The sequence below is a fragment of the Streptomyces canus genome (assembly GCF_041435015.1).
In the GTDB taxonomy this organism is placed as follows: Bacteria; Actinomycetota; Actinomycetes; order Streptomycetales; family Streptomycetaceae; genus Streptomyces; species Streptomyces canus_G.
Window position 1 is genome coordinate 7950089 of record NZ_CP107989.1, and the last position, 15862, is coordinate 7965950.

14 protein-coding genes, 1 rRNA gene and 1 pseudogene are annotated in these 15862 nt (G+C 71.6%); 13 read left to right on the top strand and 3 right to left on the bottom strand.

Going from position 1 to position 15862, the window contains the following annotated elements:
• Positions 1–64 precede the first annotated feature (64 nt).
• The 3 genes and pseudogenes from rrf to OG841_RS36300 all read left to right on the top strand — a co-directional run bounded on the left by rrf (position 65) and on the right by OG841_RS36300 (position 2355).
• Positions 65–181, top strand: a 5S ribosomal RNA gene (gene rrf, locus OG841_RS36295).
• Between the two features lie 62 nt (positions 182–243).
• A pseudogene (locus tag OG841_RS48665) lies at positions 244–1125 on the top strand (hypothetical protein); the annotation flags it as partial.
• Between the two features lie 444 nt (positions 1126–1569).
• Positions 1570–2355 carry a hypothetical protein gene (locus OG841_RS36300; RefSeq protein ID WP_328643497.1) on the top strand — a complete coding sequence of 262 codons (786 nt, stop codon included), beginning with the start codon at positions 1570–1572 and terminating at the stop codon, positions 2353–2355.
• 62 nt (positions 2356–2417) lie between these two features.
• On the opposite strand, the gene OG841_RS36305 is transcribed toward OG841_RS36300, so the two are convergent.
• The gene (locus OG841_RS36305) at positions 2418–3710 is read right to left on the bottom strand and encodes a DUF1015 domain-containing protein (RefSeq protein WP_328637518.1); all 1293 of its coding nucleotides are present in this window, start codon (positions 3708–3710) and stop codon (positions 2418–2420) included.
• Positions 3711–3782: 72 nt separating this feature from the next.
• Between OG841_RS36305 and OG841_RS36310 the strand changes: the two genes are divergently transcribed.
• The 4 genes from OG841_RS36310 to OG841_RS36325 all read left to right on the top strand — a co-directional run bounded on the left by OG841_RS36310 (position 3783) and on the right by OG841_RS36325 (position 7845).
• Positions 3783–4811, top strand: a complete 1029-nt coding sequence (locus OG841_RS36310; RefSeq protein WP_371568448.1) for an HAD hydrolase-like protein — start codon at positions 3783–3785, stop codon at positions 4809–4811.
• A 90-nt stretch (positions 4812–4901) separates the two neighbouring features.
• The gene (locus OG841_RS36315) at positions 4902–5945 is read left to right on the top strand and encodes a FecCD family ABC transporter permease (RefSeq protein WP_371568450.1); all 1044 of its coding nucleotides are present in this window, start codon (positions 4902–4904) and stop codon (positions 5943–5945) included.
• Complete coding sequence (locus OG841_RS36320; protein WP_371568452.1) at positions 5942–6979, top strand: FecCD family ABC transporter permease; 1038 nt, start codon at positions 5942–5944, stop codon at positions 6977–6979. The genes OG841_RS36315 and OG841_RS36320 overlap by 4 nt, the downstream gene beginning before the upstream one ends.
• Positions 6976–7845 (top strand): ABC transporter ATP-binding protein, encoded by an 870-nt coding sequence (locus OG841_RS36325; RefSeq protein ID WP_328637514.1) that lies wholly within the window; start codon positions 6976–6978, stop codon positions 7843–7845. The genes OG841_RS36320 and OG841_RS36325 overlap by 4 nt, the downstream gene beginning before the upstream one ends.
• Here the strand turns inward: OG841_RS36325 and OG841_RS36330 are convergent.
• Positions 7829–8176, bottom strand: coding sequence for an SCP2 sterol-binding domain-containing protein (locus OG841_RS36330; protein ID WP_266379689.1), 348 nt, complete (start codon positions 8174–8176; stop codon positions 7829–7831). The genes OG841_RS36325 and OG841_RS36330 overlap by 17 nt on opposite strands.
• A gap of 42 nt (positions 8177–8218) precedes the next feature.
• Between OG841_RS36330 and OG841_RS36335 the strand changes: the two genes are divergently transcribed.
• From OG841_RS36335 to OG841_RS36360, 6 genes are all read left to right on the top strand, one after another.
• Positions 8219–8521: a hypothetical protein gene (locus OG841_RS36335; protein ID WP_371568454.1), complete on the top strand. Its 303-nt coding sequence runs from the start codon at positions 8219–8221 to the stop codon at positions 8519–8521.
• A gap of 7 nt (positions 8522–8528) precedes the next feature.
• Positions 8529–9344 carry a TlyA family RNA methyltransferase gene (locus OG841_RS36340; protein ID WP_328637512.1) on the top strand — a complete coding sequence of 272 codons (816 nt, stop codon included), beginning with the start codon at positions 8529–8531 and terminating at the stop codon, positions 9342–9344.
• Entirely contained in the window at positions 9341–10246 is a 906-nt protein-coding gene (locus OG841_RS36345) for an NAD kinase (RefSeq protein WP_062052107.1), read from the top strand. Before OG841_RS36340 ends, OG841_RS36345 begins: the two co-directional genes overlap by 4 nt.
• Positions 10247–10353: 107 nt before the next feature.
• The gene (recN, locus tag OG841_RS36350; protein ID WP_328643496.1) at positions 10354–12072 is read left to right on the top strand and encodes a DNA repair protein RecN; all 1719 of its coding nucleotides are present in this window, start codon (positions 10354–10356) and stop codon (positions 12070–12072) included.
• Positions 12069–12824: a hypothetical protein gene (locus OG841_RS36355; protein WP_371568459.1), complete on the top strand. Its 756-nt coding sequence runs from the start codon at positions 12069–12071 to the stop codon at positions 12822–12824. Before recN ends, OG841_RS36355 begins: the two co-directional genes overlap by 4 nt.
• 180 nt (positions 12825–13004) lie before the next feature.
• Positions 13005–14141 (top strand): glycosyltransferase family 4 protein, encoded by a 1137-nt coding sequence (locus OG841_RS36360; RefSeq protein ID WP_328637510.1) that lies wholly within the window; start codon positions 13005–13007, stop codon positions 14139–14141.
• An 18-nt stretch (positions 14142–14159) separates the two neighbouring features.
• Here the strand turns inward: OG841_RS36360 and OG841_RS36365 are convergent, their stop codons facing one another.
• Positions 14160–15803, bottom strand: a complete 1644-nt coding sequence (locus OG841_RS36365) for a PucR family transcriptional regulator (RefSeq protein ID WP_371568461.1) — start codon at positions 15801–15803, stop codon at positions 14160–14162.
• Between the last annotated feature and the right edge of the window lie 59 nt (positions 15804–15862).

Genomic DNA, 15862 nt, shown 5'->3' on the forward strand with positions numbered 1-15862 from the left:
TTGTCGGCTTTGAGCTAGAACGCATAACAGAAAAGTGTGCTTGTTCGCTCGAAACCATTAGGGTTTCGGTGGTCATAGCGTGAGGGAAACGCCCGGTTACATTTCGAACCCGGAAGCTAAGCCTTACAGCGCCGATGGTACTGCAGGGGGGACCCTGTGGGAGAGTAGGACGCCGCCGAACAATATTTGGAGGACCCCTGGTCCCAGCGTTCAGCTGGGACCAGGGGTCCTTTTGTTTTTAGAATGCTTGCAGTACCGAAGACAGGAGTCACCATGTCCACCAACTCTCCCGACGACCGACCGGAGCGCGACCAGCGGCGACGGGACAGTGGTGACCGTGGCGGTTTCCGTCGCGACGACAACCGCGGTGCCGGCGACCGTGGCGGCAATGAGCGCGGTGGCAATCGCGGTGGCGGCTACGGCCGCCGTGACGACAACCGCCGTGACGACAACCGCAGTGGTGGTTATGTCCGGCGGGATGACCGCGGTGGCGACCGCCGGAGCGATGACCGCGGTGATCGTGGTGGTTTCCGTCGCGACGACAGCCGTGGTGGCGACAGTCGTGGTGGGGACAACCGTGGTGGCGGTTATGGTCGGCGTGACGACCGTGACCGCGGTCCTCGTGGGGACGACCGTGGGCCTCGCCCCGCGTTCCGTCGCGACGACCGGCCGGCCGGGCCGCGCCGTGACGATCGTGACCGCGACCGTGGGTTCCGGCGTGATGGAGACCGGCCTGCCTTCCGCCGTGACGACCGAAGCGACCGTAGTGACCGAGGTGAGCGCGTAGAGCGTCGCGACAACGACCGTGGTGGCTTCCGTCGCGACGACAACCGCGGCGGTGGGTACAGGGGTCGAGACGACCGCGGTGATCGTGGTGGTTTCCGTCGCGACGACAGCCGTGGTGGCGACAGCCGTGGTGGGGACAACCGTGGTGGCGACAGTCGTGGTGGGGACAACCGTGGGGGTGGCTATGGTCGGCGTGACGACCGTGACCGTGGCCCTCGTGGGGACGACCGTGGGCCTCGCCCCGCGTTCCGTCGCGACGACCGGCCGGCCGGGCCGCGCCGTGACGATCGTGACCGCGACCGTGGGTTCCGGCGTGATGGAGACCGGCCTGCCTTCCGCCGTGACGACCGAAGCGACCGTAGTGACCGAGGCGAGCGCGTAGAGCGTCGCGACAACGACCGTGGTGGCTTCCGTCGCGACGACAACCGCGGCAGCTACGAGCGCCGTGACGATCGGCGGGACGACCGCCGGAGCGATGACCGCGGTGAACGTGGTGGTTTCCGTCGCGACAACGACCGGCGTGACGACAACCGGCGGGTCGACAACCGAGTCGGCGACCGTGGTGGCTTCCGGCGTGACGACAACCGGGACGACCGGGGCGGCTTCCGCCGCGACAGCGACCGGCGGGACGACCGTGGCGGGCGCAGTGGGCCGCGTAGGGACGACCGTGGTGGGCGGCCCGGCGGTTTCCGTGGACGGGACGACCGGCGCGGTGGCGACGACCGTCGTGGCGGCGGGCGTTTCCGCGACGAGCGGGAGCGCGATCGTGAGCCGATCAAGCGGCTGCCCATCCCCGAGGACGTCACGGGCGACGAGATCGACAAGGACGTACGGCAGGAGCTCCAGAGTCTGCCGAAGGGGCTCGCGGAGGATGTCGCCAAGAACCTGGTGATGGTCGCCCGGCTCATCGACGAAGACCCCGAGGGTGCCTACGGCTACTCCAAGGTGGCCCTGCGGCTGGCCTCGCGTGTCGCCGCCGTACGAGAGGCGGCCGGGTTCGCGGCGTACGCCAGCCAGAAGTACAGCGAGGCGCTCGCCGAGTTCCGGGCCGCGCGGCGGATGACCGGGAACGTGGAGCTGTGGCCGGTCATGGCCGACTGCGAGCGCGGGCTCGGGCGGCCGGAGAAGGCGCTGGACATGGCCGGGGCGCCCGAGGTGCACAAGCTCGACAAGGCAGGGCAGGTGGAGATGCGGCTCGTCGTCGCCGGTGCCCGGCGTGACATGGGGCAGCTCGACGCGGCCATCGTGACGTTGCAGAGTCCCGAGCTGGCCTCCAACTCGGTGCAGCCGTGGACTGCGCGGCTGCGGTACGCGTACGCCGACGCGCTGCTCGCGGCCGGTCGGGAGAGTGAGGCGCGCGAGTGGTTCGCCAAGGCCGTGGAGTCCGACAAGGACGGCAGCACGGACGCCTCCGACCGGCTCGCCGAGCTGGACGGGGTCGAGTTCGTCGACGCCTTCGACGAGGCTGAGGAACAGGCCGACAGTGAGGCCGCCGAGAAGGTCGTAGAAGTGGACGACGAACTCGCCGAAGAGGGCGAAGACGACGAGGACGGCGACCTCAAGGACTGACACGCGCGGTCAGTGAAGCAGTGAACAAGGGGCGGGATCCCATGATCCCGCCCCTTCGTGCGTTACACGTCCAGTGCGCGCAGGACCAGCCCCGACGCCGGTTTCGGGCCGAACGACGTCGACTTTCGGGGCATCGTGACGCCCTGGCGGGCGAGGTCGCGTACGACCTCCTCGCGGACCGGGTGCATCAGGACGGCTGTTCCGCCGTCGCGTTCCGCTTTCTCGACGGTGGCGGCCGTGTCGTGGATGTAGGCGATGCGGGCGGGGTCGTCCTCGGGGATGTGCCAGACGTGGGCGAGGAGCGTGGCGTGCAGGACCGTGGCGTCCAGGGTGCGCCAGGCGGTGGGGCGGTCCGTGGGGACCGTGCGGGACAGGAGGTCCGGGTCGGGGCGGTCCACGAGGTGGAAGGCGCCGTCTCCGGCGAGGACGAAGGCGTTGCCCGCGCAGGCCGAATCGGCGAGGGCGTCCAGGGCCTCGGCGAGGGGGACGTCGAGGCGTTGTACGCGGAAGAGACCGTCGAGGAGCGCCAGGGACCGGGCCACCGGGACGCCGTGCAGCAGGCGGTGGATGGCACGGACGCGGAGGGGGTAGCGGGCCGTGTCCACGAGGAGGACCAGGCCGTGGTCCCAGGGGCTCGGGGAGGCGTGCTCCGCGCGTAGACGGCGGTAGGTCGCCCAGCGGTGGTGGCCGTCGGCGATGAGGGCCTGATGCCGGCCCAGGTCCGAGCGGATGCGGGCCACTTCGGACGGGTCGGTGATCGACCACAGGCGGTGGCTGTAGCCGTCCTCGGTGGTCGTGGCCAGGAGCGGGGGCTGCCCGGCCATGCGTTCGATCGCGGTCGTCGTGACGGACTCCGAGCCGTTTCCGCGGTAGGTGAGGAGCAGGGGCTCCAGATTCGCCGAGGTGGCGCGCATCAGGGCCGCGCGGTCGGCGACGACATGCGGCATGACGTCCTCGTGCGGCAGGACCACGCCCTCCGACGGCTCCGAGAGGAGCAGGGTGCCGATGATCCCGCGCTGGAGCAGGCCGGCTCCGTCGCGCTGTTCGTACACGTACAGGCCGGGCTCGGGGTCGGCGGTCAGAATGCCCTCGGAGAGCCAGCCGCGCAGGGTGCGGGCCGCCTGTTCGTTGCGTTCGGCCGGGGTCGTCGCCTGCGGGAGAATCAGCCGGACGATGTTGTACGGGTCGTTGGACTGGAGTTGGTGCAGGCCGTCGGGGCGGACCACGACGTCGTACGGCGGTGATGTCACGGCGGCCAGGCTGCCGACCCGGTCGGGGTCGTAGCGCAGGCCTCGGAACGGGGTGAGTTCCAGGCCTCGGCGCGCCGTTGCTTCCGGGTGACCTGCTGTGTTCATCCCGGCATCGTACGGGTGTCGGTGGCATGGGGGATGATCGGGGGAAAGCCGTCGAACGAGGAGCGATGCGGAATGAGCCAGGGCGCGAGGACGAGGCCCGAGGGCAGTGGGCAGTCCCTGAGCAAGGCGTACGACACCGCACTGCTCGACCTCGACGGGGTGGTGTACGCGGGCGGGAACGCGATCGCGCACGCCGTCGACTCGCTCGCCACCGCGCGCGAGGGGGGTATGCACCTCGCCTACGTCACCAACAACGCGCTGCGCACGCCCGACACGGTGGCCGAGCACCTCACCGAGCTGGGGATACCGACGGGCGCCGATGACGTCATCACCTCCGCCCAGGCGGTCGCGCGGCTGATCAGCGAGCAGGTGCCGGCTGGTTCCCGGGTGCTCGTGATCGGGGGCGAGGGACTGCGGGTCGCGCTGCGCGAGCGGGGTCTTGAGCCCGTGGAGTCGGCGGACGACGACCCGGCTGCGGTCGTGCAGGGCTTCGGTGGGCCTGACCTGCCCTGGGGACGGTTCGCGGAGGCCAGTTATGCCGTTGCGCGGGGAGTGCCCTGGTTCGCGTCCAACACCGACCTGACGATTCCGAGCGGGCGCGGGATCGCACCGGGCAACGGAGCCGCGGTGGAGGTCGTGCGGATAGCGACCGGTGCCGAGCCGCAGGTCGCGGGCAAGCCGTTGCCTCCCATGCACCGCGAGACGATCCTGCGGACCGGCGCGACGCGGCCGTTGGTGGTCGGGGACCGGCTGGACACGGACATCGAGGGCGCGTTCAACGGCGAGGTGGACTCGCTGCTCGTGCTCACCGGCGTCACCGACGGCGCCCAGCTGCTGGCCGCGCCGCCGCAGCACCGGCCGACCTATGTGGACGCCGATCTGCGGGGGATGCTCACCGGGCAGCCCGAGGTCACCGAGGCGGGAGAAGGCTTCCGGTGCTGTGGCTGGACCGCGAGGGCCGGCGAGGAGCGACTGGAACTCGACGGTGACGGCGAGGCCCTGGACGGACTGCGGGCGCTGTGCGCGGCGGCCTGGACGGCGGCCGGAGACGGTGTGTGCGAGCTGGAGGGGGGGAAGGCGCTCGCCAGGCTGGGGTTGTGAGTCGTCGGGGCGGGCAGGCGACCCGGTGAGCCCGGGAACGTTCGGGCCTCGGGATCGTGGCCTGTTGGCAGGGTAGGCTAACCTAACTGCGTGTTGGTCGACAGTCCTCCCGAACAGCGCGCGGAGACCGCCCCCGTGCCCCCAACCCGCCGGGCGATACGAGTCCTTGGGCTCCTCGTGTCCGTCGTGATCCTGGTGCTCGTCGCGACGGCGAGCATCGCGGTCGGGGCGAAAGGGCTGTCCGTGGAACAGGTCTGGCACGGCCTGTTCCAGGACACGGGGACCTATGGCGACGTCGTGGTGGCCGACCGGCTGTCGCGGACCGTCCTCGGCCTGCTGGCCGGTGCCGCGCTCGGTCTGTCCGGGGCGGTGCTGCAGGCGCTCACCCGTAATCCACTGGCCGACCCCGGGCTGCTCGGCATCAACGCGGGCGCGTCCGCCGCGGTCGTCACCGCGATCACCTTCTTCGGTGTCACCTCGCTCAGCGGCTATGTCTGGTTCGCCTTTCTCGGTGCGGCCGCGGTGGGCGCCCTGGTCTGGTTCCTCGGCGGGAGCCGTGGTGCCACCCCGGTCAGGCTCGCGCTGGCCGGCACGGCGATCAGCGCGGCGTTGTACGGCTATCTCCAGGCCGTGATGATCACCGACGACCAGGCGCTCAACAAGATGCGGTTCTGGACGGTCGGTTCGCTGTCCTCGGCGAACAACTCGACCATCGTGCAGGTGCTGCCGTTCCTCGCGGCCGGCTCGCTCCTCGCCCTCGCGCTGGCCCGGCCGCTCAACGCGATGGAGATGGGCGACGACACCGCCAAGGCCCTCGGCGCGCACCTCAACCGCACCCGGGCGCTGGCCATGCTCGCCGCGACCGTGCTGTGCGGGGCCGCGACCGCCGCCTGCGGACCGATCGTGTTCGTCGGCCTGATGGTGCCGCACGTCGTGCGCTCCTTCACCGGCCCCGACCTGCGCTGGATCCTGCCGTACGCGACCATCCTGTCGCCCGTGCTGCTGCTGGGCTCCGACGTCATCGGGCGCCTCGTCGCGCGGCCCGCGGAGCTCCAGGTCGGCATCGTCACCGCGCTCGTCGGCGGGCCGGTCTTCATCTTTCTCGTACGACGGCGGAGGACGGCGCAGCTGTGAGGACCAACCGTGCCATCAGGACCCCCGGCGGCCTGTCCCTCCGGCTGGACGTCCGGGCCACCGTCGTCGTCGGACTGATACTCCTCGCCGCGCTCACCGCGAGCGTCGTGCTGATCGGCACCGGCGACTTCCCGATCCCCGCCGGGGACGTGCTGAAGACGCTGCTCGGGAACGGCAACGCGGGGCAGGAGTTCATCATCAACGAGCTGCGGCTGCCGCGAGTCCTCGTCGGGCTCCTGGTCGGCGCCTCGCTCGGGGTCGGGGGCGCGCTCTTCCAGGCCATCTCCCGCAATCCGCTGGGCAGTCCGGACGTGCTCGGGCTCAGCCAGGGGGCGACGGCCGGGGCGCTCACGATGATCGTGCTGTTCTCCGGGAGCGCGACCCAGGTCACCCTGGGCGCGCTCGTGGGCGGACTCGTGACCGGGTTCGCCATCTATCTGCTCGCCTGGAAGCAGGGCGTGCACGGATACCGGCTGGTCCTGGTCGGCATCGGCGTCTCCGCGATCGTCACGGCGGTCAACGGCTATCTGCTGACCCGGTCCACCCTCACCGAGGCGGCCCAGGCCGTCGTCTGGATGACCGGATCTCTCAGCGGCCGGGACTGGGCGCAGGTCTGGCCGCTGCTGTGGCTGTGCGCCGTTCTGGTCCCGCTCGTCCTCGCCAACGCACGCGGCCTGCGGATGACGGAGATGGGCGACGACGTGTCGAACGCCCTCGGGGTGCGTGTCGAACGCGTACGGCTGCTGCTGTTGGTCGCCGCCGTCCTGCTCACCGCCGCCGCCACCGCGGCCGCCGGACCGGTCAGCTTCGTCGCGCTCACCGCTCCGCAGCTGGCCCGCCGCCTCACCCGCTCACCCGGCCCCAACCTGGTGCCGTCCCTGTGCATGGGCGCCACCCTCCTGGTCACCGCCGACTGGGTCTCGCAGAAGGTCTTCGGCGCGGACCAGCTGCCCGTCGGCGTGGTCACCGGAGTCCTCGGCGGCGTCTATCTGCTGTGGCTCCTGGTCACCGAGCGCAGGGCGGGCCGGATATGAGCGCCGAGACCATCCTCACCAGCGGACTGAACAACCCAAGGAGCACCGTGAACCGCCTGTCCGCCGACACCGTCACCCTCGCCTACGACCAGCGGGTCATCGCCGAGCAGCTGTCGGTGGAGATACCCGACAACTCCTTCACGGTGATCGTCGGCCCCAACGCGTGCGGCAAGTCCACGCTCCTGCGGGCCCTCTCCCGCATGCTCAAGCCCAGCCAGGGCAAGGTGCTGCTCGACGGGCAGGTCATCCAGTCGATGCCGGCGAAGAAGGTCGCCCGCACTCTGGGTCTGCTCCCGCAGTCGTCGATCGCGCCCGACGGGATCACCGTCGCCGACCTGGTCGGCCGCGGCCGCTACCCCCACCAGGGCATCCTGCGCCAGTGGTCCACCGAGGACGAGCGGGTCGTCCAGGAGTCCATGCGGCAGACCGGGGTCGCGGAACTCGCCGAGCGGTACGTCGACGAGCTGTCCGGCGGTCAGCGGCAGCGGGTGTGGATCGCCATGGCGCTCGCCCAGCAGACCCCGCTGCTGCTCCTCGACGAGCCGACGACCTACCTCGACATCCAGCACCAGATCGACGTCCTCGACCTCTGCGCCGAGCTGCACGAGGAGCAGGGCCGCACGCTGGTGGCCGTCCTGCACGACCTCAACCACGCCGCCCGGTACGCCACGCATCTCATCGCGCTGAAGAGCGGGAAGATCATCGCCGAGGGGCGTCCGAACGACATCGTCACGGCCGAACTGGTCGAGGAGGTCTTCGGACTGCGCTGCCAGGTGATCGACGACCCGGAGACCGGGACGCCGCTGGTGGTGCCGGCAGCGCGCAAGGCACGCGTGCGCGTGGAGGCCGCTACAGAAGCTTCCTGAGCTGGAACAGGTCCCTGAGGCCCGCCTCCAGTTTCACCCGGCCCGAGCCCCAGGCCTTGGCGAAGTTCAGCTCGCCGTTCACCAGGGCCACCAGGTCGTCACCGGACATGGTGAGCCTGATCTGGGCCTTCTCCTTCGGAGGGCCCTGCAGGGTGTCGTGCACCACGATCCGGCCGCCGGTCATCCGGCCGACGAAGGTGACGTCGAGATCGGTGATACGGCAACTCACCGAGCGGTCCATGGACGCCGCCGTGGCGGCGTCCCCCTCGGCGTTCCGCATGTTGTCGGAGAGCTTTTCGAGTGCGGCGCGGCACTCCTCGATCGTGGCCATCATGATCGACGGTACCCCAGCGGTTCGGGGTAGCGTCTGGGCATGAGCGACGCTGTTCCAGAGCCTTCACAAGAGGTCCCGGTCGAACCCGGGTACGACCCGGCTGCCCCCGCCCCTCTGCACGTCCCTCGCACCCCCACCGGCAACGCCGAGGTGGACGCTCAGCTGGAGCGGCTGGGCGACGCCGACCACCTCGCCACGGACGGACACATCGAGGTGTACGAGGATGTACACCGGGGGCTGCGCGACGCGCTCACCGCGCTCGACGCCCGCCCGGGACCTCCGGCGCCCTCACCGTCGTATGACCAGAGGGCGCCCTCACCCTCGTATGGCACTAGGAGCTGAACCGAACGTGGCAGGAGTCGCACGCAACCGTCTGGACGCGGAGCTGGTCCGCCGGAAGCTGGCGCGCTCGCGCGAGCATGCCGGCCAGCTGATCGCGGCCGGGCGGGTCACCGTCGGCAAGACCGTCGCGACCAAGTCCGCCACCCAGGTGGAGACCGCGGCCGCGATCGTGGTGCAGAGCGACGACAGCGATCCCGGCTACGTGTCCCGGGGTGGGCACAAGCTCGCGGGTGCCCTTCAGGTGTTCGTGCCGCGGGGACTCGTCGTGGAGGGGCGGCGGGCGCTGGACGCCGGGGCCTCCACCGGCGGTTTCACCGATGTGCTGCTGCGGGCGGGGGCGTCGCACGTGGTCGCCGTCGACGTCGGCTACGGGCAACTCGCGTGGTCTCTCCGGAGCGATGAACGCGTCACCGTCAAGGACCGTACGAACGTACGCGAGTTGACGCTCGAAGCGATCGATGGGGAACCAGTGGATCTTGTCGTGGGGGATCTGTCCTTCATCCCGCTCGGACTGGTACTGCCCGCCCTGGTGCGGTGCGTGAAGCCGGACGCCGATCTGGTGATGATGGTGAAGCCGCAGTTCGAGGTGGGTAAGGAACGGCTGGGCAGTGGGGGAGTCGTGCGCAGCACGCAGCTGCGGGCCGAGGCCGTGCGCGGTGTCGCCGCGAAGGCGGCGGAACTCGGGCTCGGGGTGAACGGGGTCACGGCCAGTCCGTTGCCCGGACCCTCGGGAAATGTCGAATACTTTCTGTGGCTGCGTGCCGGGGCCCCCGCCCTGGACCCGGCCGATGTAGACCGTGCAGTTGCGGAGGGGCCGCGTTGAGCCAGAACCGAGCTCGTACTGTTTTCCTGCTCGCCCACACCGGGCGGCCCGCGGCCATTCGCAGTGCCGAGCTGGTCGTCAAGGGGCTGATGCAGTCGGGGATCGGCGTGCGCGTCCTGGAGTACGAGGCGGCCGACCTGCCGCTGCCGCCGGAGGTGGAGCTCGTCAAGGAGGCGACTCCGCAGTGCCTCGAAGGGTGTGAGCTGCTCATCGTGCTCGGCGGCGATGGGACGCTGCTGCGCGGCGCCGAGTTCGCCCGGGCGTCCGGGGTGCCGATGCTGGGCGTCAACCTGGGCAGTGTCGGGTTCCTCGCGGAGGCCGAGCGGGACGATCTCGACAAGGTCGTCGACCGGGTGGTGACCAAGGCGTACGAGGTCGAGGAGCGGATGACCGTCGATGTCGTCGTTCACCGCAACGGGGACATCGTTCACACGGACTGGGCGCTGAACGAGGCGGCCGTGCAGAAGGCCGGCGCGGAGAAGTTGCTCGAGGTCGTGCTGGAGATCGACGGGCGGCCGGTGACGGGCTTCGGGTGTGACGGGATCGTGCTGTCCACGCCCACCGGGTCCACGGCCTACGCGTTCTCCGCGGGTGGGCCGGTGGTGTGGCCCGAGGTGGAGGCGCTGCTGATGGTGCCGATCTCCGCGCATGCGTTGTTCGCGAAGCCGTTGGTGACTTCGCCGAACTCGGTGCTGGCCGTGGAGTTGTTGCCGCATATTCCGCCGGGTGTGTTGTGGTGTGACGGGCGGCGGACGTTCGAGTTGCCGCCAGGGGCGCGGGTCGAGGTGCGGCGGGGGGCTGTGCCGGTGCGGTTGGCTCGGCTGCATCATGCTTCGTTCACGGATCGTCTGGTGGCGAAGTTCGCGTTGCCCGTTTCTGGATGGCGGGGGGCGCCGCACTAGCGAGCAGTTCCTCGCGCCCCTGAACAGGTGGGTCCACTCGCCCGAGTGACAGGGGGCCTCGCATCTCGTCGTCCGGACCTCGTAAGGTCTTCACCGTGCTGGAAGAGATGCGGATACGGTCGCTCGGAGTCATCGATGACGCCGTCGTCGAGTTGTCGCCCGGGTTCACCGCTGTCACCGGTGAGACGGGCGCGGGCAAGACCATGGTGGTCACCAGCCTGGGGCTGCTGCTCGGCGGGCGGGCTGACGCGGCGCTCGTGCGGATCGGGGCCGAGAAAGCGGTGGTGGAGGGGCGGATCACCGTGTCCGCCGGCGACTCCGTCGTCGTACGGGCCGAGGAGGCCGGGGCGGAGCTCGACGACGGGGCGCTGTTGATCAGCCGTACCGTTTCCGCCGAAGGCCGGTCCCGGGCGCACCTGGGTGGGCGGTCCGTGCCCGTGGGGGTGCTCGCCGAGCTCGCCGACGAGCTGGTCGCCGTGCACGGGCAGACCGATCAGCAGGGGCTGCTCAAGCTGACCCGGCAGCGGCAGGCGCTCGACCGGTACGCGGGTGATGCCGTCGCCGTGCCACTGGCCAAGTACACCGAGGCCTACCGGCGGCTGCGGGCCGTCTCGGTCGAACTGGACGAGATCGTCACGCGCGCGCGTGAGCGGGCCCAGGAAGCCGACATGCTGCGGTACGGGCTCGACGAGATCGCCGGCGTGGAGCCTCGGGCAGGGGAGGACGTCGAGCTGGCCGAGGAGGCCGAACGACTCGGGCACGCCGAGGCGCTGTCGTCGGCCGCCACGGCCGCCCATGCCGCCCTCGCCGGGAACCCCGAGGACCCCGAGGGCATCGATGCCGCGACGCTCGTGGCGGGCGCTCAGCGGGCTCTGGAAGCCGTACGGTCGCACGATCCCGCGCTGGCGGCGCTCGCCGACCGGATCGGGGAGATCGGGATCCTGCTGGGCGATGTGGCCGGGGAGCTGGCGGGGTACGCCGACGACCTGGACGCCGATCCGCTGCGGCTGTCGGCGGTCGAGGAGCGGCGGGCCGCTCTCACCGCACTGACGCGGAAGTACGGCGAGGACGTCGCCACTGTGCTCACCTGGGCCGAGCAGAGTGCCGCGAGGCTCACCGAACTGGACGGCGACGACGAGCGGATCGACGAGCTGACCGCCGAGCGGGACGCGCTCAGGACCGAACTGGGCGGGCTGGCGCAGGCGCTGACGGACGCGCGCACGGAGGCCGCGGAAAGGTTTGCCGCCGCGGTGACCGCAGAGCTGGCCTCGCTGGCGATGCCCCACGCGCGCGTGTCCTTCGCCATCCGGCAGACCGAGGACCCGGAGGGTGTCGAGGTCGGCGGGCGCGCGGTCGCGTACGGGCCGGCCGGTGTCGACGAGGTCGAGCTGCTGCTCGCCCCGCATCCGGGTGCGCCGGCGCGGCCCATCGCCAAGGGCGCGTCCGGCGGTGAGCTCTCGCGCGTGATGCTGGCCGTCGAGGTCGTGTTCGCGGGGACGGACCCGGTGCCGACGTATCTCTTCGACGAGGTGGACGCCGGGGTCGGCGGCAAGGCGGCGGTCGAGATCGGGCGGCGGCTCGCGCGGCTCGCGAAGACCGCGCAGGTCGTGGTCGTGACCCATCTGCCTCAGGTCGCCGCCTTCGCCGACCGGCAGTTGCTGGTCGAGAAGACGAACGACGGGTCCGTCACGCGGTCCGGTGTGAAGGTCCTGGAGGGTGAGGAACGGGTTCGGGAACTGTCCCGGATGCTTGCCGGACAGGAGGACTCGGAGACGGCCCGCGCGCATGCGGAGGAGTTGCTGGCCACAGCTCGGGCGGACGCGTGAGGGGTACGTCCCTGGGAATCACCGCTGCCCTGACGCGCGTCGGCATCACCGCCCTTCGGGCAACGGCACCGGGCGGGCGGGGGCGGTGGGAGCGGACGAACTACGCCGGTCGGACGGTCGAGTTGTACGCCGGGCCCGCGACCGCGCTGGCCGCTGCGATCGGGGCCGGGCGGATTCGGCCCGCCGCGGGGCTGGCGGTGGCCGTCGCGGGGCTCTGCGGGGCGTACGACGACGTCGCGGGGGACCATCGGCGGGGGTTCCGGGCACACATGGCCGCGCTGCGGGACGGTGAAGTGACCAGCGGAGCCGTCAAATTGTTCGGGATATCGGCGGCCGGGCTGGTCGCGGGGGCGCTGATGAAGGAGCGGCTGGTGGACAAGGCGCTCGCGGGTGTGGTGATCGCCGGGGCCGCGCATTTCGTCAACCTCGTGGATGTACGGCCCGGTCGGGCGGCCGGAGCGGTGGTGGCGCTCGGGGTGCCGGGGATGGTGCGGTCGGAGGTGGCCGAGGTTGCCGTGGGCGCGGCGGGGGCTGTCTTGCCGGACGACCTCGGTGAGCGCGTGATGATCGGCGATGCGGGGGCGCACGCGTTGGGGGCGGCTCTGGGGGCCGCGGTGGTCGAGGGCAACGGGCGGCTGGGGCTGGTTGCGCATGCGGCCGCGGTTGTTGCTGCTGCTGTGTGGGGGTGCGGTGAGTCGTGTGTCGGCTGCGGGCACCTTCAGGTCGGAAGAGGCTTACCGTCACTCTTGTGAGTGACCCCGACTCGCCGCACACGCCGTTCCCCCGTTCTCCGCATTCACGGAACACCCGTACGTCCTGGCATCCTTGGCAGAGAACCCATCACGCGTAGGAAGCGCGCGGTACACCCCTCCGCTCGACACCTTCTGTACGTTTCCTCGTGACCGTCCGACCCGAACCAGGAGCCCGGCCACGTGACCCCCGTGAGCAGCCACTCACCGCACGGCCAGTCGCCGCTGCGCACCGTGCAGGTGCTGGGCGGAGGCAATGCCGGCAGCAGCGCGCATGTGCGCTCCCTGACCTCGGGGCTTGTCGCGCGGGGCGTGCGGGTCACGGTGTGCGCCCCCGCCGAGGCGGATCGGGCCTTCGACTTCTCCGGGGCCGGTGCCGACCATGTGCACGTGCCGCGCAGCAGCGACCCCACCTCCGTGGCGGTGCTGCGGGCGGCATGCGCGGACGCCGATCTGGTCCACGCGCACGGGCTGCACGCCTCGTTCCGCGCGGTGCTGGCGCTCAGCGGGCGGCGCACTCCGCTCGTCGTCACCTGGCACGACCGGGCGTACGCCGAGGGCGCGCGGGCTCATTTCGTGCGCCTTCTCGAACGCCGGGTCGTGAAGGCCGCCTCCGTGGTGCTCGGGTCCACCTCGGCGCTCGTGGACCGGGCGCGCAGGACCGGTGCCCGGGACGCGCGACTCGCCGCCGTCGCCCTGCCCGGGCCGCGTGCAGTCGCCGAGCAGGAGGATCCCGACCGGTTGCGGCCCAAGGTGCGAGCCGAACTCGGGGCCACCGGCCGCCCGTTGCTGATGGCGGTCGGCTCCCTGGACCGGCATCGGGGCTACGAGACCCTGTTGGACGCCACGCGCGCGTGGCGCCTTCTCGACCCGGTGCCGCTGGTCGTCATCGCGGGCGAGGGTCCGCTGCGCGCCGTCCTTCAGGGCCGTATCGAGGACGAGGGACTGCCCGTTCGGCTGATCGGTCGGCGCGACGACATCTCCGAACTGCTCGCCGCCGCCGATCTCGCGCTCCTGCCCAGCCGCTGGGAGGCGCGCTCGCTCCTCGCCCAGGAGGCCTTCCACGCGCGCGTGCCGCTTGTCGCGACCGAGGTCGGCGGCATCCCCGAACTCGTCGGCGACGCGGCCGAACTCGTCCCGTACGGCGACCCGGAGGCCCTCGCCGAGGCCGTCGTACAGCTGCTCGGGGATCCCGAGCGCCGGGAGCTGCTGAAGGAGCGGGGGGCGCGGCAGGCGGCGACCTGGCCGACCGAGGACGAGACCGTCGCGCAAGTGCTGAGTGTCTACGACGAGTTGACCCAGCCCCGGCCGCTCATCTGAGAGCCCTCCCGAACCGGGCTAGGGCACATGTCGGCGTGCCCGTAGTGCCAGGCTCAACGCCAGGACCGTCTGCGGGTCGTCAAGGTCCGTGCCGAGCAACTCGCCGATGCGGGCGAGGCGGTTGTAGAGCGTCTGCCGGTTGAGGTGGAGTTCACGGGCCGTCTCCGCCTTGCGGCCCGCGTGCGCCAGATAGGTCTGGAGGGTGGGCAGCAGCGGCGGCTTGGAGCGGTCGTCGTGGGCGCGCAGCGGGCCGATGGCGCGGTCCACGAAGGCCGCCAGGTCCGGGTGGTCGCGCAGCCGCCACAGGAGCAGGTCGATGTCGAGGCGGCGGGCGTCGTACCAGGGGCGGTCCGACAGGCCCTGCGCCGCGGTCGCCGTCTCGGCCGCGTGCCGCAGGCCCGCGGAGGCCGCCGCCCAGCCACCGGCGACTCCGACGACCACGACCGGCGCCTGGGCGCCCGGGCCTTGCGTCCCGGCCCGCTCCACACCCGCCCGCAGCGCTGCCGCGACCCGGTCCGCCACCGCCGACCGCTCCGACTCCGAGCGCAGACCGAGCAGGACGAGCACACGGCCCTCGACGGGCCGTACGCCGAGCAGGACGGGCACGCCGAGCGAGGCCAGCTCCTCGGAGACGGCCCGGGCCGGCAGCGCCCAGCCTCCCCCAGCGGTGGAGAGCGTGTCGCCCAGTCGCATCACCACGGGCAGCAGCGGGCCGGTGCCCGGCCTGAAGCCCAGCACGCGCGCCTGTGCCGGCGCGTCCTGCGCGGTGATGCGGCCCTCGGCGAGGTCGGTCAGGAAGTCGCCGCGTCCGCGTGCCGCGAGCTCCTCCTCCTGGCGGGCCTGCATCAGGACGACGGCCAGGATGCCGGCCGCCCGCTCGGCCGCCATGCGGTGCACGGGTGCCAGCGGTGCTCGTACGGGAAGCAGGACCAGCCGCGCCCGTACCGAACCCGCGCCGGGCCCGCCCCCGGGCACGTCCACGAGGACCGAGCCGGACGTCGGTGTGTCCTTGTGCTGGCCGCGCAGCCCTTCCCAGACCTGGAGCGGGTCGGCGCCCTCGGGGCCCTCTCCGGCGGCGTACAGGAGCCGTCCGTCCGTCGTCTCCAGGAAGACCGGGTTGCCGCTGAAGTCGGCCAGGATGCCGAGGGCCTGTGGGACACCGCCGCCGCCCAGCAGGGCCTCCGTGCAGCGGCGGTGCACCTCCTCCGCGCGCTGGAGCAGCGCGTAGTGCCCGTTGACGATCTCGGTGTGGATCTCCTCGGTGACCGCCACGAACGGCACCTCGCGGTGCAGCTGGACGAGCGGGAGGCCGGTCGCGCGAGCGGTGTCCACGAGGGCGGCCGGCAGCCGCGTGAAACGCGGGCCCAGCTCGACGACCAGGGCCGCGATGCCGCGCTCGGCCAGGGTGCGGACGAACGCGCGCTGCTCGGCCGGACGGGTGCCGAGACCGTACCCCGTGGTCAGCAGCAGCTCGCCGCCCTTCAGCAGAGAGGCGATGTTCGGGACCTCGCCCGCGTGCACCCAGCGCACGGTCCGGTCCAGCCGGTCCGCGCCCGCGAGGATCTCCGGGAGCCCGCTGCGCAGACCGGGCAGCTCCAGCGCCCGCTGCACGGTGATACCGGTGCCCTGGGTGTCGAAACCGCTGTTCGTCGCGCTGTCCATGAGCCGGACGCTACCCGAGGCGTGCCCGGCGCAGGGCGGGGCAGCGTCCGGTGCATGGA

Bases quoted from the DNA above. Each gene is read 5' to 3' on its own strand.
- OG841_RS36330 (WP_266379689.1), bottom strand. From the start codon at position 8,176: ATGGCCACGATCGAGGAGTGCCGCGCCGCACTCGAAAAGCTCTCCGAC.
- OG841_RS36305 (WP_328637518.1), bottom strand. From the start codon at position 3,710: ATGAACACAGCAGGTCACCCGGAAGCAACGGCGCGCCGAGGCCTGGAA.
- OG841_RS36365 (WP_371568461.1), bottom strand. From the start codon at position 15,803: ATGGACAGCGCGACGAACAGCGGTTTCGACACCCAGGGCACCGGTATC.
- recN (WP_328643496.1), top strand. From the start codon at position 10,354: ATGCGGATACGGTCGCTCGGAGTCATCGATGACGCCGTCGTCGAGTTG.
- OG841_RS36325 (WP_328637514.1), top strand. From the start codon at position 6,976: ATGAGCGCCGAGACCATCCTCACCAGCGGACTGAACAACCCAAGGAGC.
- OG841_RS36310 (WP_371568448.1), top strand. From the start codon at position 3,783: ATGAGCCAGGGCGCGAGGACGAGGCCCGAGGGCAGTGGGCAGTCCCTG.
- OG841_RS36335 (WP_371568454.1), top strand. From the start codon at position 8,219: ATGAGCGACGCTGTTCCAGAGCCTTCACAAGAGGTCCCGGTCGAACCC.